At 36.4% G+C, this 25,765-nt stretch carries 20 protein-coding genes; 9 read left to right on the forward strand and 11 right to left on the reverse strand.

All coding sequences use genetic code 11. From position 1 onward, the window contains the following. Position 1: 1 nt before the first annotated feature. The 5 genes from GGQ92_RS04340 to GGQ92_RS04360 all read left to right on the forward strand — a co-directional run bounded on the left by GGQ92_RS04340 (position 2) and on the right by GGQ92_RS04360 (position 10,060). On the forward strand, positions 2–1,006 hold the full coding sequence (locus GGQ92_RS04340; protein ID WP_184244978.1) for an NAD-dependent epimerase/dehydratase family protein: 1,005 nt from the start codon (positions 2–4) through the stop codon (positions 1,004–1,006). Then, entirely contained in the window at positions 987–1,835 is an 849-nt protein-coding gene (locus tag GGQ92_RS04345; RefSeq protein WP_184244980.1) for an MBL fold metallo-hydrolase, read from the forward strand. Before GGQ92_RS04340 ends, GGQ92_RS04345 begins: the two co-directional genes overlap by 20 nt. Continuing rightward, positions 1,832–2,656 carry an SDR family oxidoreductase gene (locus GGQ92_RS04350; RefSeq protein ID WP_184244983.1) on the forward strand — a complete coding sequence of 275 codons (825 nt, stop codon included), beginning with the start codon at positions 1,832–1,834 and terminating at the stop codon, positions 2,654–2,656. Before GGQ92_RS04345 ends, GGQ92_RS04350 begins: the two co-directional genes overlap by 4 nt. 15 nt (positions 2,657–2,671) lie before the next feature. Further along, positions 2,672–3,976 carry a F390 synthetase-related protein gene (locus GGQ92_RS04355; protein WP_184244985.1) on the forward strand — a complete coding sequence of 435 codons (1,305 nt, stop codon included), beginning with the start codon at positions 2,672–2,674 and terminating at the stop codon, positions 3,974–3,976. Positions 3,977–4,141: 165 nt separating this feature from the next. Further along, on the forward strand, positions 4,142–10,060 hold the full coding sequence (locus GGQ92_RS04360) for a lamin tail domain-containing metallophosphoesterase family protein (protein ID WP_246384037.1): 5,919 nt from the start codon (positions 4,142–4,144) through the stop codon (positions 10,058–10,060). 448 nt (positions 10,061–10,508) lie between these two features. Here the strand turns inward: GGQ92_RS04360 and GGQ92_RS04365 are convergent, their stop codons facing one another. Next, positions 10,509–11,546 (reverse strand): NAD(P)/FAD-dependent oxidoreductase, encoded by a 1,038-nt coding sequence (locus tag GGQ92_RS04365; protein ID WP_184244987.1) that lies wholly within the window; start codon positions 11,544–11,546, stop codon positions 10,509–10,511. Between the two features lie 139 nt (positions 11,547–11,685). On the opposite strand from GGQ92_RS04365, the gene GGQ92_RS04370 reads away from it, so the two are divergent. Further along, positions 11,686–12,534: a VOC family protein gene (locus GGQ92_RS04370; protein WP_184244989.1), complete on the forward strand. Its 849-nt coding sequence runs from the start codon at positions 11,686–11,688 to the stop codon at positions 12,532–12,534. A 21-nt stretch (positions 12,535–12,555) separates the two neighbouring features. On the opposite strand, the gene GGQ92_RS04375 is transcribed toward GGQ92_RS04370, so the two are convergent. Both GGQ92_RS04375 and GGQ92_RS04380 read right to left on the reverse strand, forming a co-directional pair. Beyond that, the gene (locus tag GGQ92_RS04375) at positions 12,556–14,460 is read right to left on the reverse strand and encodes a sensor domain-containing diguanylate cyclase (RefSeq protein WP_184244991.1); all 1,905 of its coding nucleotides are present in this window, start codon (positions 14,458–14,460) and stop codon (positions 12,556–12,558) included. Positions 14,461–14,728: 268 nt separating this feature from the next. Further along, positions 14,729–15,490 carry an SDR family oxidoreductase gene (locus tag GGQ92_RS04380; protein WP_184244993.1) on the reverse strand — a complete coding sequence of 254 codons (762 nt, stop codon included), beginning with the start codon at positions 15,488–15,490 and terminating at the stop codon, positions 14,729–14,731. 155 nt (positions 15,491–15,645) lie between these two features. Here GGQ92_RS04380 and GGQ92_RS04385 point away from each other — a divergent pair, with 155 nt between their 5' ends. From GGQ92_RS04385 to GGQ92_RS04395, 3 genes are all read left to right on the forward strand, one after another. Beyond that, positions 15,646–16,209 (forward strand): TetR/AcrR family transcriptional regulator C-terminal domain-containing protein, encoded by a 564-nt coding sequence (locus GGQ92_RS04385; protein WP_184244995.1) that lies wholly within the window; start codon positions 15,646–15,648, stop codon positions 16,207–16,209. A gap of 186 nt (positions 16,210–16,395) precedes the next feature. Further along, on the forward strand, positions 16,396–16,956 hold the full coding sequence (locus tag GGQ92_RS04390) for a TQO small subunit DoxD (RefSeq protein ID WP_425486375.1): 561 nt from the start codon (positions 16,396–16,398) through the stop codon (positions 16,954–16,956). A gap of 246 nt (positions 16,957–17,202) precedes the next feature. Further along, a complete protein-coding gene (locus GGQ92_RS04395) occupies positions 17,203–18,480 on the forward strand; it encodes a mechanosensitive ion channel family protein (protein WP_184244999.1) in 1,278 nt (425 codons plus the stop codon). Between the two features lie 603 nt (positions 18,481–19,083). On the opposite strand, the gene safA is transcribed toward GGQ92_RS04395, so the two are convergent. The 8 genes from safA to GGQ92_RS04435 all read right to left on the reverse strand — a co-directional run bounded on the left by safA (position 19,084) and on the right by GGQ92_RS04435 (position 25,730). Next, a complete protein-coding gene (safA, locus tag GGQ92_RS04400; RefSeq protein WP_184245001.1) occupies positions 19,084–19,686 on the reverse strand; it encodes a SafA/ExsA family spore coat assembly protein in 603 nt (200 codons plus the stop codon). 189 nt (positions 19,687–19,875) lie between these two features. Next, positions 19,876–20,247 (reverse strand): Na+/H+ antiporter subunit G, encoded by a 372-nt coding sequence (locus GGQ92_RS04405; RefSeq protein WP_184245003.1) that lies wholly within the window; start codon positions 20,245–20,247, stop codon positions 19,876–19,878. After that, on the reverse strand, positions 20,225–20,503 hold the full coding sequence (locus GGQ92_RS04410) for a Na(+)/H(+) antiporter subunit F1 (protein WP_184245005.1): 279 nt from the start codon (positions 20,501–20,503) through the stop codon (positions 20,225–20,227). Before GGQ92_RS04410 ends, GGQ92_RS04405 begins: the two co-directional genes overlap by 23 nt. Further along, entirely contained in the window at positions 20,496–20,981 is a 486-nt protein-coding gene (locus GGQ92_RS04415) for a Na+/H+ antiporter subunit E (RefSeq protein ID WP_184245007.1), read from the reverse strand. The genes GGQ92_RS04410 and GGQ92_RS04415 overlap by 8 nt, the downstream gene beginning before the upstream one ends. A gap of 101 nt (positions 20,982–21,082) precedes the next feature. Beyond that, on the reverse strand, positions 21,083–22,573 hold the full coding sequence (locus GGQ92_RS04420) for a Na+/H+ antiporter subunit D (RefSeq protein ID WP_184245009.1): 1,491 nt from the start codon (positions 22,571–22,573) through the stop codon (positions 21,083–21,085). Further along, positions 22,566–22,904, reverse strand: a complete 339-nt coding sequence (locus GGQ92_RS04425; RefSeq protein ID WP_184245011.1) for a Na(+)/H(+) antiporter subunit C — start codon at positions 22,902–22,904, stop codon at positions 22,566–22,568. Before GGQ92_RS04425 ends, GGQ92_RS04420 begins: the two co-directional genes overlap by 8 nt. Further along, positions 22,904–23,329: a Na(+)/H(+) antiporter subunit B gene (locus GGQ92_RS04430; protein WP_184245013.1), complete on the reverse strand. Its 426-nt coding sequence runs from the start codon at positions 23,327–23,329 to the stop codon at positions 22,904–22,906. Before GGQ92_RS04430 ends, GGQ92_RS04425 begins: the two co-directional genes overlap by 1 nt. Next, positions 23,316–25,730, reverse strand: a complete 2,415-nt coding sequence (locus GGQ92_RS04435) for a Na+/H+ antiporter subunit A (RefSeq protein ID WP_184245015.1) — start codon at positions 25,728–25,730, stop codon at positions 23,316–23,318. The genes GGQ92_RS04430 and GGQ92_RS04435 overlap by 14 nt, the downstream gene beginning before the upstream one ends. Between the last annotated feature and the right edge of the window lie 35 nt (positions 25,731–25,765).

Here is a 25,765-nt window from a genome sequence, read left to right on the forward strand (position 1 = left end):
AATGAAAGTATTCATAACAGGTGGAACGGGATTTTTAGGAAGTGCATTGGCAAGGCGACTACATTCCATGTCGTATGATGTAACAATAATGGGACGAAACGAAGAAAAAGGTTCGGTGTTAGAACGAGAGGGAATTCGATTTATCCAAGCAGAATTCCGAGATAAAGAGACGATTCTACAAGCAATTGAAGGAATAGATTATGTATTTCATTGTGGAGCACTTTCCTCTCCATGGGGAAGATATGAAGCATTCTATGAAGCGAACGTTCTCGGTACGGAAAACATTATTTCGGCGTGTAAGCAACATAATGTGAAGCGATTAATCCACGTTTCCACTCCGAGTATATACTTTGATACTAAGGATCGACTAGATGTAAAGGAAGATGATGCATTGCCATCCAAGTTCCTCAATCATTATGCCGAGACCAAATATTTGGCAGAAAAACGGATAGATGAAGCATTTCAAGATGGACTACCAGTCATAACGATTCGACCACGCGCCATTTTTGGACCAGGAGATACAGCGATTATTCCACGACTCATTCGTGCGAATCAGGAACGGTTTATTCCGATAATCCATCAAGGAAAAGCAAGAATCGATTTGACATATGTTGAAAATGTGGTCGATGCACTGATTTTGTGTATGAATTCTAATAAAGCGACATTAGGGAAAAAGTACAACATATCTAATGGCGAAAGTGTTGTTTTAAAGGATGTACTTGGTAGATTGTTTAATGAATTAAAAATGGATTTTCATTATAAGCAAATCCCTTATCGACTTGCATACAGCATAGCCTATTTAATGGAGAAGAGAGCTGAATTATTTCGTAGTAAAGAGGAGCCAATGCTTACTAGATATTCTGTTACTGTTTTATCTTCCTCACAAACAATTAGTATAGATAAAGCAGAGCAGGAGTTAGGCTATCAACCAGAAATTAGTGTTGAAGAAGGAATCCAATTATTTTCTAAATGGTGGTTAGAGACAAATGGTGAATGTAGAGTTTGACCTAAGGACAGCAGGTTATTGCAAACAAATAGAAAAAATAACGAACAATCAGAAACCTTTTCATTCTATTGCATTCCCAGCGCATTTTGCGATTATTCGACATCCTGAAAAAGGGATTATATTAGTGGATACGGGATATTCTGAGCACTTTTTACAGGCGACAACCCCGTTTCCGTATTCGATTTATGCGAGGGTAACTCCGGTAATTTTTGACCTACAACAAAGTGCTAAAAAACAACTGGAGTCAGAAGGCATAGAGGCAGCAGATGTATCTTATATTATAATTACTCATTTTCATGCCGACCATATTTCTGGCCTGAAAGACTTCCCGAATGCACAATTTATTTGTTTATCGAAAGGGTATCACTATGTGCGGGAAAAAACAGGGATTAGAGCATTGCTTGCAGGCTTCGTTCCGATGTTATTACCTGAGGATTTTCATAAGCGTACGATTTTCTTAGAGGATGGTTCACATGCGCAACAAGAGGTTGTGGAAAACACCAGCTTAAATATATTGAACCATACTGTGTACGATGTATTTGCTGATCGTTCTATTTTAGCGGTAGAATTACCAGGTCATGCGAGAGGACAAATTGGTTTGCTGATTCAATCTCAAAATCAACAATATTTTATTATTGCGGATGCAGTCTGGGATAGTGATGCTTTTCGCTATCATCAATTAGCGAATCCTATAGCAGGGATTATTTTAGATAACTCTGAGGACTATCGGCAAACAGTGCAAAAATTACATACATTTTATCTGCAAAATAAGGAAGTAAAGATGATTCCGCTGCATTGTCGGGAGTGGGATGGAGGTGATAAGTCATGAAGATAGCATTAGTAACCGGAGCAGGTAGTGGCTTTGGATATTTAACGGCCCTCACGTTATTGGAACAAGGAATACACGTCATCGCAACAATGCGGACATTGCAAACAGCAGATAATTTACGTAAAGATGCAGAGAATAAAAAAATAGCAGAGCGATTAACGATTTTGCAAATGGATGTCACGAATTCTGAGCAAATCGAAAACGTAAGAAATTACATAGATAAAGAATTTAAGCGACTAGATGTTTTAGTCAATAACGCTGGCTTCTGTCAAGGAGGCTTTGTGTCCGACTTAACGTATAGCAATTGGAAGATGCAGATGGATGTCAATGTTGACGGGACATTTCAAGTGACAAAGCAATTGATTCCGTTGCTGGAACGGTCAGAGAAAGCCCATATTATTAATATAAGTAGTGTTAGTGGACTAATTGGACTTCCTGGCATGTCTGCTTATTGTTCGTCGAAATTTGCCTTGGAAGGCTTTAGCGAAAGCTTGCGAATCGAATTACTTCCAAAAAATATTTATGTTTCCTTGGTCGAACCTGGATCCTATCAAACGAAAATATGGGAGAAAGGATTAGCGGGAATAGAGCCAACGGATATGGAGGAAGATGCATTAAAGGAATCGGTTCTCCGTTATGCTAGACGTGCAGCGGATGGTGGTGCCAATCCGCAAGAGGTTGCCGATTTAGTAGCTAAAATTAGCCGTCTAAAAAAACCTAAATTACGCTACCCAATTGGCAAAGGTACAAAAGCACTTTATTACGCAAAGAAGCTCGTTCCTTGGTCATTAGTGGAACGAGTTGTAATGAAGCAACTATAGTCAGGTGGTTTTATCATGAAAAAGAAACTGAATGTCGTTCTATCCTATATGAAAACAAAAAGAAAGACTTTTATAACAAGAGAAGAGCTAGAACGTTGGCAACAACAGCAGGTGGACAAACATTTGGAATTTGTGCGAAACCATTCCCCGTATTTCCATGAACAGTTAGCTACTCATCATTGGGAAGAGCTGTCTTACATGAATAAAACGATTATGATGGAACACTTTGATTCACTTAATACGAAGGGAATTCGTAAAGAAGAGGCGATGCAACTAGCATTAGAGGCAGAGAAAACGAGAAATTTCAAGGCGCAAATTGATGATGTCACTGTTGGCCTGTCATCTGGGACATCCGGAAATCGCGGTATTTTTCTTGTTTCGGAACAAGAACAGAGTGAATGGGCAGGAGTGATTTTAGCTAAATTATTGCCACGTGGCTTGTTCTCTCGTGAAAAAATAGCATTCTTTCTACGTGCAAACAGCAATTTATATGAATCTGTTAAATCACGGACAATTCAATTCTCCTTTTTTGATTTAATAGAGCCAATAGAGACTCATGTTGAACGTTTGAATGAACTGCAACCAACGATCATTGTTGCTCCTCCATCCTTATTAAGAATGCTAGCATCAGCAAAGCAATCAGGTGAATTACAGGTTGCTCCGATAAAAATGATTTCTGTCGCGGAAGTTTTGGAGCCTGTAGATAAAAAATACATAGAAGGAATTTTTAATTTGCGATTAGATATTGTTTATCAGGCGACAGAAGGTTTTATCGCTCATACTTGTTCTCACGGTACGCTTCATTTAAATGAAGATATTATGTTAATAGAAAAGAAGTTTTTAGATAAGGAAAAATTAAGATTTTCTCCAATAATTACAGATTTTAAAAGAACAACGCAGCCGATGATTCGATATGAATTAAACGATATATTAACATTAGCAAAAGAACCATGTAGCTGTGGCTCTGTCATGACGTCCATTGAATCTATCGAAGGTAGAAGTGATGATATTTTTCGATTATCATCTCTGACTGGGAAAAGTACTGTTGTCATTTTTCCGGATTTTATACGGCGTGCCGTTATGGCTGCTTCAGATGACATAGAAGAATATCGAGTTATCCAGACTGAAAGAGATCGGATTGTTGTTCAATTGAAACTGAAGAATCAAAAGGAGTTAGCAGAACAACAAGTTGTAGATAAACTTAAGGAGATTTTCGAGTTGTTTAACGCTCAACTACCTACTATTATTACCAAACCATATGAAAAACAGTCTCCGCTAAAAAAATTAAAACGAATTGAAACTTGCATTCAAGGACAATAAGTCACCATCTAACATCCTAAGTAAAATCTTAGGATGTTTTTTGCTTTTTCTATTAAAATTGTTTTACATAAATTTGATAGACTCTTTACCTACTCTTTACCGTCTATTAATAGTACTAGATTATGCTGAAGTAGAATCTATACATTTAATGAGGAGGCGAGCGGATTGAGTAAGAGAAAGAAGCTTTTAAAGAAGATATCGATTGCATTAATTGGACTTTTGCTATTTACACATTTACTTCCAGCTCCAGTTTTAGCTACAATACCTACTAGTATGAAAGAACAAGTAATCGAAGAAAGTGAAAAAAAGGAAGAGGAGGATGCAGTTAATAATCATAGTAAGCCACAAATGGACAAAGATAATCCAGAAATGAATAATAGCCAAGAAAAGGTAGTAGAAAAAGCACCACCGCCGAGTAATAATATATCAAGTGAACCCATAGTAGAAAACACTACAGAAAATAATCCAGTTGAAACTACCACAGACCTAAATGAAGAAACAAAACCACTCTCAAAACAGGCTGAAATAACAGTAGAAGAAAAGTTAGCACCACCTGTTCCTACTGATAATCCGGAAGGGACCATAACTGAAGAAGATCTAGATGAACCTACAAACGTGGAAGAAGACCCAAACGAAAATCCGTTATTACTGATTACAGAGATTATTCCGGATAATACGGGTGCCGATCGTTTTGAGTTTTTCGAAGTATTCAACAATAGTAATTTACCTATTTCACTAGATTATGTCGATATTTACTTAAGAAGTACAGATAGTAGTTATAATGATAGAGCCTTTACTTACTCAAATAAGACAATTCAACCAGGAGAAGTACTTGTCTTTTGGAACAATTCAAATGGATTAGAACTCGAAGACTTTAACGAACATTATAGTACTCAATTAGATGAAAGCAAGGTAGTAGAATATGAGGGAACGAGTTTTTCTAATCAAGGCAATCGTGGCGTTGTCATAAAAGAAAATGGGACAGACATAGTAGTAGCGTCTTATGCTACAGCAGATTTTCAAGTTGGAAAGTCAGTAACCTATCAATATCAGGCTCAACAAAAAGAAATGCTAGTTTATGAGCAATCAACTAACCCAACTCCAGGTGAGATAACTAGTGACCAAATACCGGAGAATAACGTAGTGATTGCAGCTCATGAAGCACCTGTTATTGAACATGAGCCAGTAGTTAGCGCATTGGAAGGGGAAGAAATCATTATCCAAGCAAATCTGACTGATGATGAAGAAAAAATAAAAGGTTTTCTATATTACCGTCAGTCAAAAGATCAGAGCTTTCAAGTAACGAGCTTTGATCACAAAGAATCTAATATATATGAAGCAGTTATTCCCGGACAAAATGTAAAGGCTGGAGAGCTAGAATATTATATGGAAGCAGTAGATTGGAATTATCGAACTACATATCCCGAAGCATCAATTCGGATACAAATAGAAGCAAAAGAACTTTCAGAGGAAGATTATCAATCCATCCCACCTTTATTAATTACAGAATTAGCACCCAATTCCAAAGGTCCAGGAACGGATTTCTATGAATACTTTGAAATTTATAACAATAGTAACCAACCGCTATCATTACGTCAGTATGCGCATATTTATTACTATACGGATTCTGGTAGAGAATTGCTATTTCAAGTACCAAATGTAACTATTGAGCCGAAAGAAACGCTCGTTTTCTGGTATAACAATGGCAATAACACGTTAGAGGATTTTAACGCAGAATTCTCCGTGAATTTAACTGAGGACCAAGTAGTGCAAGTGACAGATAGTGTATTTCCTGGCTTTGCAAATGGTGGGAATCGCGCTCTCGTTTTAAAGAACGCACAAGGCGAGGAAGTTGTTTATGCAGATTATGATGGTGCAGATAATGATAACAACGGAAAAACGATTCACTACCAATATCCATTAAATGATACAAAAATGAAAAAATACAAAACATTGGCTACTCCAACACCTGGAGAAATAGAGACGAGTCAAGTGCCAAAAGAAGTTGTTCAGTTACCAGAGCAAGAAACAGATACGGAGGCACCAAAAATTGTACATGAACCTGTAACTAGTACTGAACTGTATCAATCTATCTCAATTGAAGCAGAAATTACGGATGATATAACTATTCCTACAGCAACGTTGTATGTGAAAGAGGATGCAGGAGATGATTATCGTACTTTAACGATGAGAAATACAGCAGATTCTCCTTCAATCTTTACTGCTGTTATTCCTGGAGAATTTGTAGCATCGGATCTTACTTATTATATAGAAGCTTCGGATGGATTCAATTCTTCCACTACTGAACCTGTAACCATCAGCACCAAAACATTAGACATTGATACTCAACAATTACCTAAATTACTCGTTACAGAGGTTGTTCCGGATTCTACCAATGTAGGTTCGGCAGATGGGTATGAGTTTATTGAAGTGTATAACAATACAGATCAACCAACATCACTTGAGCACTATACGATTCAGTATCGTTATGGGAATGATCCAGCTAGTGATGTGTTATGGCCAGCTGTTCCATATAATGTTGTAATTCCAGCACGAGAAACATTAGTTTTTTGGATTATCAATGGACAAAATAATGATAGTACCGTAGCAGATTTTAATGAAAACTATGGCTCAAATCTAGTGGAAAATAAAGATATTGTTAGAATTTATTCTGCCGGAATGGCAAACGGTAGTATGAGAGGTCTGATTATCGCCTCTAATATCGGAAAAGAGTATTCGATTGCTTATTACAATGATGATGAATCAGTAAGTGATACAGCTCCAGATAAAGGAATTATTTATAAGTTTCCAACAGACGATTCTAATATAATGGAGAAAATGAGTGCAGGAGTGCAAGATGCTACACCGGGTAGGGTAGAAACATATCAAGTCCCATCTGAACCTGTAAGAATCACACAAGACAGTAATCCACCAAGTATCCAAGACAGGACAAGCATTACTACCATTCAACAGACAGAGGACTTAGACTTAAAAGCTTATGCAGCGGATGAAGAAGAATTGTTAAGTGTTGCGGTTCATTATCGTACAGATAAAATGGAAGAATTTCAGACAGCTCTCTTACATCAATTAGAAACAGAAGGGGAATTTTCACACAGAATCTATTCACCAGAAATCATAGGTGCTACAGAGATTGAGTATTATTTTGAAGCCTCAGATGGAACCCATACTACTACAACGGATCGAGTAATAGTTTCTGTTGAGAGTAACGTAAGTAATGAATCACTACGTTTGAATGTAGAACAAAACCAAGTCATTGGTGGAACGTATACATTGAAGGGAACATCTAACAACGATAGACCAAGTGACTTACAGATGCGTGTAGATGGTGAGGAATTTAAAAATACGTTTTATGCATTAGAACATCCTGCCTATTTTGCTTACGAAGTAAGTGGAATTAACACCTACTTTCAAAATGGGGTAACGATTGGCGACCAAATTATTCATATTTTTGACGATTGGATGGCAGAATGGGAAACAATTAGTGTCCCTATTGAGCCAGAATTATTATCTATTGGTAGTAATACGATTACGATTAGAGCTGGAAATAAGGCTTCTCCGTGGGAAGGTGATCCAGGAGAAAACAGAGATGATTATAATTTAAGAAATGTACGCTTAGTACTTGCAGATGGTACAGTGTTATATGATCCAAATAAAGCTGATCCAACGGTTGTTTACGATATGGGTGATGATGGTACGTATCGAATATTTGAAGATTTCACATTTCAAATAACAGACGAGCATACTAATTCTATCGCTTATGTTTGGGATACTAAGGAACTGGAAGATGGTGAATATGTACTCGAATTAGAGGGTTCACATCAAACCTTAAGCGAAGTAGTAATGGTCGATAATACTGCACCAACAATTGAATTCAACATAGAAGATGGAGAATTCTACAAGGGAACTTTCGTTATCGACGCGGAAATTATCGATGAAGTTGCTGGTGTGATGGAGTATGAAGCGACATTAAATGGTGAACAGATTGAATTACCATATGCAACTTCCTCAGGAACTCTAAAGCCAGGTGAACATACAGTTACTATTACAGCAATCGATCATGTTGGTAATGAATCAGTACAGGAATTACATTTTACTACCGCAGATGAACATCCGGTTATTTCTGATCAATTAACAGATGCAGAGAAAGGAGATCCAACACTTCGCCTTCTAGTAAATGATCCTATGGAAGATAACGTACATGTAAGCTTTTATCAAGCATATCAGTATAAACCTTCTGATATGGCCTATGTACAATCTTACCAAGGAGCTGCTCCGACAGAACCTCCAGCAACACTCGAACTAGGAGTGGAGGATCGGATTTTCACAGAGGAAGAAACGAGTTTAACAAGTGAACAAGACGGAGAATATCTCATGACGAGAGATACAGAGAATTTTCCTTATCATCGTTTTGACATTACACTAGATGATTCGATTCAAGCTGAGGATACGGTAGAACTGGAATGGACAGGGCATTCTCTTGAAGGTAGAAAAGTATCGATGTACGTATGGAATTTTAGTCGTTCCCAATGGGATTTAGTTGCTTATGAAATTGCAGGCGAAAATGATTTCATCCTCCGCGGAGAAATGCTTGTAGGTGATTATAGTGAAAACCATAAAATTCATGCACTTGTACAAGATGAAATCCCAGAAGACCGTGATGCGTATGACTATACCTTTGTATGGATGTCGGATACGCAATATTATGCCGAAAGCTATCCTCATATTTTTGACCGTCAAACGGAATGGATTGCCGCACAGAAAAACGAAATGAAAATCGAATACGTGATTCATAGTGGAGATTTAGTTGATGAGTCTGACCAAGAATATCAGTGGATTCATGCAGATGAATATATGGGTACCTTGGATAAGGCAGGAATTCCATATGGAGTTTTGGCAGGTAATCATGACGTTTATCAAAAGGATAATGATTATACAGAGTATTACAAGTATTTTGGTGAAGAACGATTTAATCAATATTCTTATTACGGTGGCTCCTATTTAAACAATCGAGGCCACTATGATTTAATCTCTGCAGCAGGTAATGATTACATTTTTGTATATTTGGGATGGGGAATAGAGGATGATGGAATTACTTGGATGAATGAAGTATTAGCACAGCATCCTGATCGAACAGGGATTCTAGTCTTCCATGAGTATTTACAAGCAACAGGTACTCGTCATCCATTAGGAGAAAAATTGTATCAGGAAGTCGTTTTACCAAATGAAAATGTCATCGCAGTGCTATCAGGTCACTATCATGAGGCACAAACGTTAATTGATGAAATTGATGATGACGGTGACGGCGTTGTAGATCGAAGAGTGTATCAAATGCTTGCTGATTATCAGGCAGGACCTGAAGGTGGACAAGGCTACATGCGCTTGCTACATTTTGATACGTCAAATAACCAAATATATGTTAATACGTATTCACCATATTTAGACGATTATAATTATTATGATACAGATCAATATCCAGGAAAAGATGAGTTTACGATTGATTTAGACTTAACACCAAAAGAAAAACTAGTAGCAACAGATTCGTTTACAGTGAACGTTTATACCAATAACGAAATAGATACTGTCTATAATGTTCCAAGTGGTGGTATTGCAGAAACAATATGGGAAGGTTTAACAGAGGATGGGCGTTATTTCTGGTATGCTACCTTAACTGACGAGTATTCAGGAGAAACTAGAAGCTCTATCTGGTCGTTAGTAAGAGGGGAAGATTCTATTTCAGAAGGTGACATGGAAGATGAACCTTACAACCCAGAATTAAAGATACCTAATCCTGCAGATGAACCAGTTGGTGACACTCCTAGGATTCCAGGAAACGAAGAACCAACTACCGATCAAACAGTGGAGATAGACAAAGTGAGTTCTACAGGAGTTGAACAATCAACAGAAGACGATTCTAATAATGAAGCTGAAGGTCAGACTTCTAATAAAAAGCTTCCTAAAACGGCAACGAATATCTATCATTACTTATTCTTAAGTGCGATTTTCATTGCTGTAGGTTTGTTGTTATATGTGTTAGCAATTTATCGTAAACGAGTGAATAATTAAGGTGAAAAGGATCTCTATTAAAGGGGTCCTTTTTCATGTTTAAAATAGAATTAATTATATTATATATTTAAAAAATATATATAACACAACCTTATTAATATTTATGTTGTATTTTATGATAGGGTGATGCTATAATAATACAAAACATTTTAAAGGAGAAGCATATGAAAAGAATAATACAGAGTAACAATGGGGAAGTAGTATGTGCTTTTTGTGGTACGGTTTTGAAGACAGTTACAACATTTGGGAAGAAAACGATCTATTCAGAATGTAAGAAAGATTGTAAAAGAACTAGATAATAATTATATGAGGTCCGTTCTTTGAAAAATGCAAATTCGCAATTTAAAAGGGTTGAAGTAAATACTTGTAAAATGTTTTATTTAATGAGGAAAAGAAATTATAGAATAAATAACGGAGGAAGTGGTTTATCTTCCTCCAAAAATAAATATTAGATATAAGCATAATCCTCTATCTGGATAGCTGTTGCCTGGTTGGTTAAATAAGCTGCCACTTCTCTACCTATGACAGGACCTGCTGTTAATCCAGAAGATCCTAACCCATTAATAACAAATATATTGTCGGTCGCCCAGCCAAGATAAGGTAAAGAGTCTCGTGTAAACGGCCGTAAACCGACAGACATACCTTTAATTGCTAAGCTAGAATCCGGAAAGTATTTTTTAGCTTCTTCGAGCAAATACTTTTTACTTTCCTCTGACGACTGCACATCGAAACTTTCCGTATCTTCATGGGTCGTTCCGATTGCGTACGTATTTGCACCAGTTGGCACAATATACATAGGTCCTAGTCCCATTACTACAGGTGTTGGATGGTGAGTAGCGGGGGTTACTTCGATATGTAAGAGCTCGGCTTTCTGATGTTGAATACGTGGCTCCCGAACTAGCTCTCTACCCCATGCACCAGCGGCATAAATAACTATTCCTTCAACTTTTTCAGGATCTACCTCTTTTTGAATCCACTTACCTCCGTAATGTGAAATTCCTTCCCTTAGTGCAGTTAATAATTGTTGTCCATTGATTTGCGCACCACCCTCTACAAAAACGGAAGGATAAGAAGAGGTCAAAAAGGGATTCAAAGAACGTTGATCCACATCAGATAACATTTTTACTTCACCCATTTCAGGTGCCGTTTCTTTCTTTTTTGATATTCGTTCAAATGCTAATTGTTGTATGTGTTTATCTTTAAACATACAAATTGCGCCGTTTTTCGAGTATCCTGTCTGTCGCTCTGTAAGCCTCTCTAAATCATCTATAAAGGAAGGATAATACCGAGCACCTTCATGCACAAGTCGATACCATTTCTTGTTCCGGCGTTGACTCGTCCATGGACAAATGATACCAGCGGACGCTGATGTAGCTTGTCCTTCATCAAATCGATCGTAAACAGTAACGCCATGGCCTAGTTTTGCTAAGTGGTAGGCTGTTGACGCTCCCGCAATGCCTCCACCAATCACGGTAAATGTATGCATGTAATTCCTCCTGTTTGTTACCCGTTATATTACACAGAGATTTATTTACTCTTGCTTTAAAATTATCCAATTAGGGAAAGAATATAGTGAAATAATAACATGTTTTCTCTACCATGTATGTTAGAAAGGGGCTCATTTTATGAGTTTTCATCAAAAGCCAACGATGTATGTAAGCAGTGTTCATCTTCATGTGATGGACATAAAGCGTTCCTTAACGTTTTATCAGGAAGTATTGGGGTTGAAAGTATTAAAAGAACTGGATAAAATGGTTCATTTTACTGCGGATGGTACGAATACACTGCTTGTTATCGAGCAACCAGAAGGAGTGAATCCTAAGCAAGGTAGAACGACTGGTTTGTATCATTTTGCTATTTTGCTACCTGAACGATCCGACTTAGCGACATTTATCAAACATATTGTACCTTTAGGGGTAGAGTTAGGTGCGTCCGATCACCAGGTTAGTGAAGCAATCTACTTCTCAGATCCTGATGGAAATGGGATTGAGGTATATAGAGACCGTGAGCCAGCTGAATGGAATTGGGACAATGATCAAGTTGAAATGACGGTGGATCCACTGGACGCTGAAGATTTACTAGCTGCCGCAAAAAATGAAGAGTGGAATGGGATACCTGAAGATACGGTAATGGGACATATTCATTTACATGTTGCTCATCTGCCAGAGGTTGAAGAGTTTTATACGAAAGGATTAGGGTTTGAAGTTGTAACAAGATATGGCAACCAGGCTATTTTTATATCAGATGCGAAGTATCATCATCATATTGCACTCAATACTTGGAATGGGGTGGGTGCTCCTACTCCCGCATCCAACAGTGTTGGATTAAAACATTATACGATTACGCTTCCGAATGAGCCACAAAGAAATGAGGTAATTGAACGACTGAAACAAATTGGAGCGAAAATAGAAGAGGAGAATGGACATTATTTTACTCAAGATCCGTCAGATAACAGAATAAAATTAGAGATTTAATTCCATTAGAAAAAGACTTTCCTATTGTTTTGGAAAGTCTTTTTCTTTTTGGTCTATAGATTGTGGATAATAAATTACTTGGTTTTTACCTTTTTCTTTTGCATCATATAAAGCTTGGTCTGCCAAGTTCATACACGCTTCCAACGTCATTTCTTCAGATGGTAGAACAGTTGCTAAACCTAGGCTAACCGTCACGACTGTAGAGCCGGTAGATTTCGCATGAGGAATCTGAAGGCGTTGAACTCGATGGCGCATTTTTTCTGCAATCATGATTGCTTGCTTTTGGTCATATTTAGGCAAAATACAAACAAACTCTTCTCCTCCATATCTTGCAGTAAAAGCGTCTGGAAAATAAGATGCAGTCTGGTCTAATGTGTCGGCAACGTTACGGAGACACTCATCTCCACGTTGATGTCCGTAATGGTCATTATAAAGCTTGAAATTATCGATATCGATAAAGATAAGAGAGAATGGTTCGTTGCTTTCTCTACACTTTTCAAATTCTCTAACTGCTAATGAGTCAAACTGTCTTCGATTAGGAATCTGCGTTAATCCATCAATTAATGCCATGTTTTTCAATCGTGAATTTAATTTCTCTAATTTTCTATTCGATTGGAGAATTTGTTCTGTCCGTTCTTCTACTTTCTCCTCAAGTTGTTCATTCAGATATTTTAGGTCTATTGAGAGCTCTTGAGATAAGTCAAGTGAAGTTGAGAGTCTTTTGGATAGTGAAAAGGATAAACAAATAACAAAAATAAACACGCCAAAAGGATAAAGGTACAAATCGTTATAATTAAATAAGAACCGAGTCATATCGACTACAATCATTGTCATCAATCCGAAAATACCAATTAATGCATAAATTCCGCCTTCCCTACGATGGAGTACTACTCTAACTACAACAATAAGTGCATAGATTACTCCGATAAAAAGAGGGATATGGAAAAGGGTTAAAAAATGTGTATAAACCTTAGCGTTAGTCACTAATGTAAGTATTGTATATAGACTGGAGATCGCGATGGCAAACTTAGTAAATAATTTCGAGCTTTCTTGTGGAAAGAGACGATATAAAAACATACTTAATAAGGGAAGATTAATGTATAAACTTATATACTCCATCTTCATAACTAATTCCCAATTGATATTCGGGAAAATTTTAGTGAAGAGGATATTTCCACTTAAGAAGTAGTGGGTTGCCATAGCTAGACAGGATGCTCCAAAGTAAAAGAAATACGATTCAGATTTTCGGAAATAGCTTAAACCAATATGATACAAGCCAGACAATAACAGTATACCGAGAAGCACTGACTGTAAAATAACTGAGTGGAGATAGTTTTTCTGTATAATCTGTTGATTTCCCATCACGATTGGTTCCCACATGCCACCTGCATAATCATGGTAATTTGATATTTGTAACGTAATCGTGAAGTTTTTGCCGTTTGGGCTGAAATGGACAACTTTGGTTTCTTTTTTCGGAACAGTGTTTTGTTTACTTGTTCCCACTATTCCGCTCTGTGCTACAAGTGTACGATTAATCCATAGTTTATAATTAGAAAACATATTAGGTAAATGCAGGCTCAATATATCATGGTGTTCCTTTAAATTGACATTTAGTCGGTAAGTAGCATAGCCATCTTTAGGTAAGGGCTCTTCTTGAAAATCATAGTTATACCAGTTACTAGGCATATACATGTAATCTGTCATTTCTATAGAAGAGTTAGAATTGAAATCTTCTGGTTCAAGTAATTGATTCCAATAAAACTCCCATTGGCCATTAAGTTCTACGGCTGTGTCTTCATGTTGCCACTCCGTTAAATCTAACGTCCCGTTCTCCGCTAAATTAGCTTCGGAATTAGATGGGTGAGAACATGCTTGCAGTAGCGATATCATTATTAAAATATAGATAACTACTAAATTTCGTTTCATGATGTTCCTTCCTTCATTATAAGGAGTATAGTTAAGCTAATAGTAGTAATTAACATCCAATACTTGTATTTTATACTAAAAGTAATAAAAATTACCGGTTTGTTTAGGGAAATATGTTGATATTATGTTTTAATCATATCATATATCTAGATAAAAGGAACTATATAAAATCGATGGGATGGCCATATGAAAAGAGGAGATAAGTTAATAGAATGGAAAAGAAAACGAACCTCCTCAAACGGGTTGAGAAAGTTCGTTTACAATTATTTTAGAATGCTGCTGTCCAGCCACCGTCCGCTGTAAGTACAGTTCCATTAATAAAGCTAGAATCTTCAGATGCTAAAAATAATGCAGCTTGAGCTATTTCCTCAGGTTGACCAATTCTTGGCATTACACCTTGAACAGGTTTCAAACGTTCCATACCTACTGGGTTCGGGTTTTGCATGGAGGAAGCGATGTTTGTTGCTACACCACCAGGAGCAATTGCATTACAACGAATACCTTTATCAGCGTACATGTAGCCAGTGTTTTTCGTCATACCGATAACAGCGTGTTTCGATGCACCATATGCCGCACCAGCATGCGCACCACTTATTCCTCCAGTAGAAGCAATATTGACAATTACCCCTGTTCCTTTTTCTAGAAAGATAGGAACTGCCTTACGCATTGCTCTCATAACACCTTTGGTATTTACATCAAAAATTAAATCCCAACGGTCATCTTGTATATCGCCCACAGGCTCAAATCCGTCCATAATACCAGCGTTGTTCACTAGAATATCAAGTGTGCCATATTCTTTTACCGCTGTATCAATCATGTTTTCAATATCTTCTTGTTTAGCTACGTTGGATTGAACTGCTTTCGCCACACCATTATTTTCGACAATGTTTTGTACAACAGCCTCTGCACCTTCGAGGTTTAAATCTGCCACGATCACTTTGGCACCTTCTTGTGCATACAACTCAGCAATAGCTTTACCCATACCAGATGCAGCACCAGTTACAACAGCTACTTTGTTTTCAAGTTTCATATTGGAACCCCTCCTAATTTTATAAAAGATATTGAACACTCGTTCATTAATTATTATACTATGACTAGTTAAGTAAACACAAACAACAAAATGTTAACAAATGTTGAATAATAAACAATAATAGTGTATATTGTCTAATAACTGAGGTGACAAAAGTGAAAAAAGACTTACGGATTATTAAAACTCAGGAGAATCTTCGGAGAGCACTCTTAAAACTGTTGAAAGAGAAACCGTTAGAGGATATCTCTATAACAGAGCTATGTCGAATAGCGAAAATAAATCGCGGTACTTTTTATTTGCATTATAAGGATGTACATGGCGTATTAAAGGATTATTGGGAAACAATTATTGCTGACTTAAAAGAATCATACGAAGAACCTTATTATCAAACGAATTTCAAAATTGAAAATGTGCAAGCAGATATGATAAAGATTTTTCATCACGTTAAGCAATACCAAGATTTCTACCAAATAATTTTTTCCGAAAAGACGCCAATGTTTTATTATTATCAACTGTTTGAAACGGTTCACTCCTTCGTTAGGGATTCATTTAATAAGAGTCTTACAGATGATAATAAGAACCTTAAAGTTGAATTTCTAATCAGCTATCAAACAAATGCTATTTTAGGGTTGTTATTAGAATGGCATAAACAAGATTATGAAACCTCTGTAGAGTTACTTAATGAACAATTAATCTATAGTATTCGTTTAGGTAAGTAGACTAGGTTCCATAATATCTGTTCTAAATACAGTGGAGCCGTTCCTAAAACATTTATAAAAAATCGATAATATGTAAAGCATAGGTATTACCCATTTGATGTACCAAAAAAAACGTTTTCTAAGAACAGGAAAGGGAATGAGTGAAAGAGATATTCTCATACAAACATCCTTATAAAAGGAGGAAAAATGATGGCAACTAATAATTTTAAATCAGGAAATGAAATTGTAATTCCAGAAAATCCCCTATCTATGTATCTTTTTAACAGTACACGTTCAGCGTGGATATGGTTGATCATTCGACTATACGTTGGATATGTATGGTTGAGCTCAGGAATTGGTAAAGTAGGAAACGATGCATGGATAGGTGAGAATGCAGGAGCTGCTATCCAAGGATTTGTAGGTGGGGCAATTGAAAAATCAGCTGCAGGTCCTGATGTATCTGGCTGGTATGCTACATTTTTAGAACAGATTGTCTTACCGAATGCTACTGTATTTTCTTATTTAGTTGTCTTTGGTGAAATAGCAGTAGGCTTAGGCTTAATTTTAGGCCTTTTAACAGGTATTGCAGCTTTTTTTGGAAGTATTATGAATGTTGCTTTCTTGTTCGCAGGTACGTTGAGTGCTAATCCACTTCTATTTATTCTTGCTACATGGCTAGTGTTAGCTTGGAAGGTAGCGGGTTGGTATGGTCTTGACCGTTGGGCACTACCTAAGTTAGGTACCCCATGGAACACAAGTAAGTTTTAATATTAATGAAATCTTCTCTCTTAACTATTCAAGAGGGAAGATTTTTTTTGACAAAGCCACATTCCTTTATGAATCATACCCTATCATTAAACGAAACCATCGCTTAGGATGTCATATCATTTTAGATGAATAGACTGCAATGTTATACTAATAACTGTTAGACTTTTTAGTAATAGAAGTAATATCCAGTACATAAAATAACTTGGGTTAAGCTCATAAAGAGAATGTCATAAAGGAAGAGGAACTATGAATTTTATAAAAGAATTTTATGGAAAATTTGATTTAACACCTACTGTTACGACTATATTATCTGTTTTAACAGAAATAATATTATTAGCGATATTCTGTATTATTGCCAATTTCATTACGAAAAAAGTAGTTATTCGAATTATTACTCATATTGTAAAAAACAATAAAGTTAAATGGGATAATGTGTTCCTAGAACGAAAAGTCTTTCAAAAATTATCTCATATCGTACCAGCAGTGATTATTTATCATTTTGCATCAGCTTTTCCATCCTTTGAAGTATTGATTCAAAGAGGTTCCATCGTCTATTTGATTATCGTAAGCTTACTAGTCATAAATAGCTTTCTAGCCGCAGTGAATGATATTTATCAGACGCATGAAATATCAAAAACACGTCCAATTAAAGGATACTTACAAGTACTCAACATTGCGTTCATCGTGATAGGTATTATCTTAATTATTGCTAACTTAATAGGCGAAAGCCCTTTAATCTTACTAAGTGGTATCGGTGCGTTGTCTGCAGTATTTATGCTTGTATTTCGAGATTCCCTTCTTGGTCTTGTGGCAGGTATTCAACTTACATCTAATGATATGGTACGAGTTGGTGATTGGATTGAAATGCCGAAATACGATGCTGATGGTGATATTATCGATATCTCACTAGTTACCGTGAAGGTACAAAATTGGGATAAAACGATAACAACGATACCGAGTTATGCTTTAATTTCAGAATCATTTAAGAATTGGCGTGGGATGCAATCAGCAGGTGGTCGTCGTATAAAAAGATCTATTTATATCGATAGTAATACCATTCAATTTTGTACACCTGAAATGATAGAAAACTTCAAAAAGATTCATGTGTTAAAGGATTATATTATTAATAGAGAACAGGAAATACAAGAGTATAATCAAGCACAAGAAATCGATCGTAATAGTAAAGTAAATGGACGAGCATTAACGAATATCGGTGTATTTAGAGAGTACATACATCAATACTTGAAGCATCACCCAGGAATCCATCAACAACTTACACTGATGGTTCGTCAGCTTCCATCAACAGACCATGGACTGCCACTAGAAATCTATGCGTTTACGAACGATATTAGATGGGCGGTATATGAGTCCATCCAGTCAGATATATTTGATCATTTATTTGCAGTAGCTGACGAATTTGGATTACATGTATTCCAAAATCCATCAGGCAATGATTTTCAATCCATTGTGCAACATGCGAAGATAGAGAGTGTAGAGACCATCGAAGAGGATAAAAGCAATTAAATGGGAATCTATGAATTTGCGTAAGGGTAACCTGGATTATTGAAGAAGTATCCTAATTCCTGTTAACCTGATGAATCATAAAGTGGTAAATAAAAAGTATTAATAAAAAGAAAAGCTTGATGATAACCGTAGACATTAGGTTTTCATCAAGCTTATTTATCATCTGCAAAATTTAGGATAAAGTTGACTATTGAGAGTTAGCCTCGATTATCTTCTAGCTTAATATAACTGCCAATTGAAGTGCTAACACAAATATTTTTAACTATCTCAATCTCTAATATTTTTTAATAGCATCCAAATAAATACTAATAATGAAATCATTAATAATGAAAAGAATATAATACCTAATATAGACCAACTACCAAATGACGCAAGTATATACATTCATTTTAGTTATTCATACAAATGTAAGGGAAAGCCATTGATTGATACTCAATCACCCTAATATGTTAAATGTTATAAACATAGTTACAATTTAACATATGTATTAATAGAATGGTAGAGAAGGATCTTATGCCAGTCTATACAAATACACTACGAAGCACGAGACAATTTGAGAAAGAATGGTAGAAAAGAGGAGAGGTATATCCTCCCCAATCTTTACTATTGAGCGATAAACATTTGTGTCCAATAATAACCATTCTTGTCTAATCCAACACCTATGTGTGTAAAGTTTCTATTCATAATATTTTGTCTGTGGCCAGAACTATTTAACCAAGAGTTAACAACTTGCTGTGCGGATCTTTGTCCCTGTGCTATATTTTCTGCAGCACTTCGATACTGTATTCCGTACGAGCGGATCATATCAAAAGGACTTCCATAAGTAGGTGATGTATGACTAAAATATCCCTTATTACTCATATCATTACTTTTATGGCGTGCAACTCGTGATAGCTCCCAGTGCTCTTTTAACGCAGGTAAGCCATTCTTTTGTCTTTCTATATTAACAAGCCGGATAACTTCTCTCTCGATGGCTTTTAGCTCATCAATATTCGGAATGTTTAAAACTTGATTAGGATAGATTAAATTAGGATTATTAACTTGGGGATTTGCGTTAATTATTTCTTGTACTCCTATCTGATATCTAACCGCAATTTTCCACATACTGTCGCCACTTTTAACCGTATATTTGTCTTGTGCCGAAACTGTAACAGGTACTAGTAATAGCGTCAACACCAATGTTAGTAGTAGTGTTTTTAATTTCACGATTTCACCTCGCTTTCTTGTCGTTATTTTCACCCGTGTTTCGCATAACTATGTATCCAATATTTAAGTGAAAAGAGAATGGGATAGATATTAAGAAACAAGCTTACATAATAAAAAAAGCATTCAATGGAATCCGATAAGCTAGTAATACTAACTATAGGAATCTTAATTGAATGCCTGAGTTCCGATTTATTCATTCACTTCTTTACTTTGTTGCTCAAAATAGTCTTTTAGCTGGTCTTCTGCACTTGTTTCCGTTAATGGAACATTCGATCGATAAGCAGCTCGGCAAATAACGTGGGCTGCGACAGGGGCAGTTAGGAAAACAAAGACTATACCTAAAATGAGACGTATACTAAAATATCCTTCTGATATAACAAAGTATAATAATGTCCCTACTAAAACAGACAACACTCCTAAGGTAGAGCTTTTCGATCCTGCATGAGAACGTGTATAAACGTCTGGTAAGCGCACTAATCCAATCGCACTAATTAAACTTATAATTGTCCCAACAAATATAAATATACCTGCAATAACTTCAGCGCTTGCGCTCAATAGCATAACCCCTTTCAATAAATCGTGCAAATGCGATGGTTCCGATAAAGGATAATATACCAATTAACAAAATTAACTCAAAAAAAGCGTGCGTATGGAGAAACACTGAGAAAATTGCTATACCTGAAATTAAATTAATGCCAATGGCATCCAGTGCTTGCACGCGATCTGCATTGGAAGGTCCACGTACAAGTCGAAATAGATTAAGGAGAATCGCTACTGTAAGGATTGTTAGAGATAAGATCATTAATGTATCAAACATACTTCCTTGTCACATCCTTTATAGCACGCTCAAAGATTTTTTGCGATTTCAACACAGAATTCTTAGAGTCAGGTATGTCCATGGCATGAACATAAAGACTTTTATCATCAGGTGTCACTTCCATAACGACAGATCCCGGAGTTAAACAAATTAATAAGGAGAGTAACGTAATTTCAACATCTCCTTTTAAGTCTGTATCAATTCGGAATATACCTGGTGTTATATTAATTTTTGGACGTAAAACCTGGCGTATTACCGTGATCGCTGAGGATATTAGTTCGCGTACAAAAACATAGACAAGCTTAAAGGCGGCGTACACAAACAGCAAGTAAAAAGGTGCTTTAAAAAAGCGTCGAGTAAATAATAAAATGAATATCCCGATAATATAACCTTCTAGAAAAGTTAAGAAGCTCCAGTTGTCTTGGAAGAAAATCCAAAGGAATGCAAGTAATATATTAACTAAGATTTGAAATGGCATGACTTCTGCACTTCCTTTCTTAAAAATGTTTAAAATGTACTAGGGTAGTGCATGTAACACTTTTATTAACTATATAGATTACAATAAATCATTCAAGAAAGTTATGGAATGTCGTTTCCTCCAAAGACAGCATCAATATATAGTTGGGGATTCATCAACGCTTCTACTGCTGTGTCTACATAAGGTTGAATAAATTCTGGCCCAATTCCTAGAGCTATCGTTATAAAAGTTAATATCGAGATTGCAACCATAACCCCTTTTGTTGATCCGTATTCTTCTTCTTCACTTAGGAGAGTTTCTCCCCAAAAAGCATTCATAAACACTTTCATTATGGAATAGAGAATTAACAAACTTGCAAGTAAGCCGATGATACCTAACCAGAATAAATCAGCTTCAAACGTTCCTCTTGTAATAAATACTTTTCCAATAAATCCACTTAGCGGGGGAATTCCAATTAAAGAGAGAGCAGCAATAAAGAACATCCAGCCTAAATATGGATGTGTTCGAATTAACCCACTCATTTCTTTTAAATTGTTTGTTCCTGTTAAATAGACAATGACACCACCGATTAGGAAGATTAGTGCTTTGATTATCATATCGTGGATTAAATAATAGGTCGCACCGAGTAAACCGTTATGCGTGAATGCAGCTAAACCAGCTAATATAAAACCAGTTCCGATGACAACGTTATATGTTAGTATTTTTTCTATTTCCCAATAACCAATGGCTCCAATTCCACCAAGAATCATCGTTAAAGCAGCTAAAACTCCGATAAAAACATGAGTTATTTCTGGCTCATGATAGAATATCAACGTAAACATACGAATAATCGCATAGATTCCAACCTTCGTAAGAAGTGCTGCAAATACAGCAGAGACGGCAGTCGGTGGAACACTATAGGAACCTGGTAACCAATAAAATAGAAATAAACCAGCTTTTACTGCGAATACAAGTAAGAACAATATAGCAACCGTTGTGATGAAACCATCTTGACCAGCTTCTGCGATGCGCACAGAAATGTGAGCAAAACTTAATGTACCAGTAATAGAGTACATATACGCAATACCAACTAAGAATAAAATCGAAGATAGAATATTGATAATCACATATTTCATAGCTTCTCTTAATTGAACTTTCTTGCCACCTAATGTAACTAGCACATAGGAAGCGAGCAACAGAACTTCAAAAAATACATATAAATTGAACAAATCTCCTGTTAGAAACGATCCTATTACACCTGAGATAAGGAATAAGAATAACGCATAAAAATAGTGTTCTTCTCTTTCTTTTTCAATTGTTTTAAATGCAAATATAACACAACAAATCGCGACAATACTTGTGGTTAAGACTAATAAAGTAGAAAACATATCTGCAACAATTCCAATACCAAAAGGTGCTTGCCAGTTTCCGAGTTGCATGGTTAAAATGCCATGCTGGTTAATATGCACCATCATAAAGATAGATGTAATCATAACCGCAACTAGCGTCACAACGCTTAATATACGTTGAACTTTTATATAGGACCGTAATAATATGAAAACTAAGCCAGCTATTAACGGCAAAATAACTGGTAAAATAATTATTTTATCCATGTCTATTTCCCCTTAATTCATCCATGTTATCTGTACCATGCATCTTATACGTCCGATAGCTTAATACGAGTAAAAAGGCTGTAACCGCAAAATTAATAACGATTGCCGTTAATATTAAGGCTTGAGGAACCGGATCGGTAAACCTTGTTGTATTCTCAGCAAGTAATGGGGGACCTCCTTGTTTTAATCCTCCCATTGTAATAATCATTAAGTTAACTGCATGGCTTAAAATGGAAAGGCCTAATATAATCCGCAGCATTTGATTCGATAATATTAAGTAGGTACCAATAGTGAATAGGATACCTATTACAATTGCAACTAGTGTCTCCATTACAAGTCATCCTCACTTATACTTAAGATGATGGATACCGATGTTCCAATAACAGCAAATGCAACACCGATATCAAATAGTACGGCTGTTGCGAGCTCAACATTTCCAAATAAGGGAACATCAATGTAATCAAACATTTGTTCCAAAAAAGCCTCCCCTAAAACGAGACCACCCACTCCAGTCAATACGGAAATTAAAACACCAAGTGCAGCCAGCATTTTATAGTCGATTGGGAGGTTCTTTCTAATTGTTTCGATGTCAAATGCTAGGAATAGCAAAATAATTCCTGCAGTTGTTGTTAAGCCCCCGATAAACCCGCCACCAGGCTGATGGTGTCCAGCCATAAACAGATGGATGGAGAAAGCAAAAATGATGACGGAAGCTAGTTTTGTTACGGTGTGAAGTATGACATCATTTGGTTTCATTGTTATCCCCATCCTTTGAACGCAGTTTGATTAGTGTAAACACTCCAAGTCCAGCAATGAGTAGAACGGCGATTTCCATCATTGTATCAAAGCCTCTGAAATCAACAAGTATCGCATTTACAATGTTTTTAGCACCTGCTAACTCATAAGCATTCTCGAAGTAGCTAGAAATGGAATGATAAAGTTTATGGTTCGTAGCAATTAATGTGAGAACTGTGAAAGTTAGCCCCACACTGATCGCTACAAGAAAGTTCGTCAGCTTAAACGGCAGCTTCTCTATCCGTTTTCCAAACTTCGGTAGATGGTAAAAGCAAAGTAGAAATAATACAGTTGTTGCAGTTTCTACTACCATCTGAGTTAAGGCAAGATCTGGCGCACGGAATATAACATATACCATCACCATTAGATAACCGACAGCACCTAGTGAAACAATTGCAGTTATTCGGTTTTTAGTCAGTAGTGTCATAAATGCTGCTACTACCATTGCAGCTAGAATACTAACATCATATATACTGACATTAGCCTTAAAATTCAGATTGAAGCTCACAGAATCGAGAGATATTACAGCTGTTGCTAAAATCCCAACGAAAGCAATTAAGATATACATAATATAGTGGCGAATGGAACCAGTCATATAAAAGTTAGTGAAGGAAGATGACGAGCTCTCCATTTTCTCAATACCTGAATTGTACAAAGAATTTAATGAAAGGTTATCAGGATAAATACGGAGAATCGAATTCCAATTCTTCACCATAAAGAATAATAAAAGTCCAACAACGATAACACCAATGGTCATATAGATTTCTGTGTTCCATCCATGCCATGCTGTTATCTCAAATGGAATTTCATTTAATGAAGTGAATGGTCCTATGGATAAAAGTGCCGGCTTTAATAGGGAATCTGAAAGAACGTTTGGTAAAAAGAAAATTACAACTACTAGGATCGCCAATATGGAAGGTGGTACAAGCATTCCCAATGGCGCTTCTCGTACTTTCTTTTTAGGTAATTGATCCAACCTTAAGGAACCAAAGAATGGTTTAAATAATAGGATAAAGCAATAGATAAATGTAAACACACTTGCTACCCATGCAATAATCGGGAATAGGATAGTAAACCCTTCTAAAGTGAACATATTAACTTCAGCAGCTTGTAACATCCCAGTAAAAAACATTTCTTTACTTAAAAACCCATTGAAAGGCGGCAAACCAGCCATGGATAAACTACCAATGACAGCAATCGTAAAGGTAACAGGCATGATTGCCATTAAGCCACCCAATCGCCTTATATCGCGGGTACCAGATTCAAGGTCAATAATACCGACGACCATGAATAAAGCACCTTTAAAGGTTGAGTGATTAAATAGATGAAAGAGTGCAGCGAATAGTGCAAGTGCATAAAGCTCTTGTTGCTCACCACCACTAAAATAATAGGCAGCGGATCCCACACCTAAAAGACTCATAATTAATCCGAGCTGACTGATCGTCGAGAAGGCTAAGAGTGCTTTTAAGTCGGTTTGTCTCACAGCTCGAAGCGACCCATATAATAAGGTAAGTAAACCGATTCCCGCAACTAACCAAAACCATAAGGAGTGTCCTCCAAATATTGGAGTCATTCTAGCAACTAAATAGATACCAGCCTTTACCATAGTCGCAGAGTGTAAGTAAGCGCTGATTGGAGTAGGTGCCTCCATTGCATCGGGTAACCATATACTAAATGGAAACTGTGCCGATTTCGTAAAAGCACCGAGTAACAGAAGTATCATCGCCGGTATAAATAAATAACTGTCCTGAATCACATTGACAGATGCTATCATTTCACGAATACTATACGTATCAGAGATCATTGCGAGCATAATTAAACCAGCGAGCATCATAAGACCACCAAAAACGGTGATAAGCATCGCTTTTAAAGCACCTGCACGAGATTTTTTTCTTTCATACCAGTAAGCAATAAGCAAGAAGGATGAAATGCTAGTAAGTTCCCAAACCGTATATAATGCAAGGACATTATCAGAAATAACAAGTCCTAACATAGCACCCATAAATAATAGTAAATAAATATAAAAATTATGAAGCGCTTCTCGCTCCTTTGACATATAAAAAATGGAATAGATAACAACGAGAACCCCTATCCCGCTAATGATTAAAGCAAACATTAATGCCAATCCATCTAAATAAATGTCAAGATTAATACCTAACGATGGAATCCATGGCATGGAAGTTGCAATGAAATTTCCATTTGATATTTCTGGGAGATATAGTAAGAGACTAATAAAAATAGTCAATGGTACGAATACAACGAACCAACCTGTGTGAATTCGATGACCCCACTTTTTATATAGAAAAGGAATGAGGATAGTTGCCAAAAATGGCATTAATACGATAAAATGCAAAAAACTCAATACGTTCACTCCTTGTGTAGCAATCTACTTTTCAG

The sequence above is a fragment of the Gracilibacillus halotolerans genome, assembly GCF_014206945.1.
Classification (GTDB): Bacteria; Bacillota; Bacilli; order Bacillales; family Amphibacillaceae; genus Gracilibacillus; species Gracilibacillus halotolerans.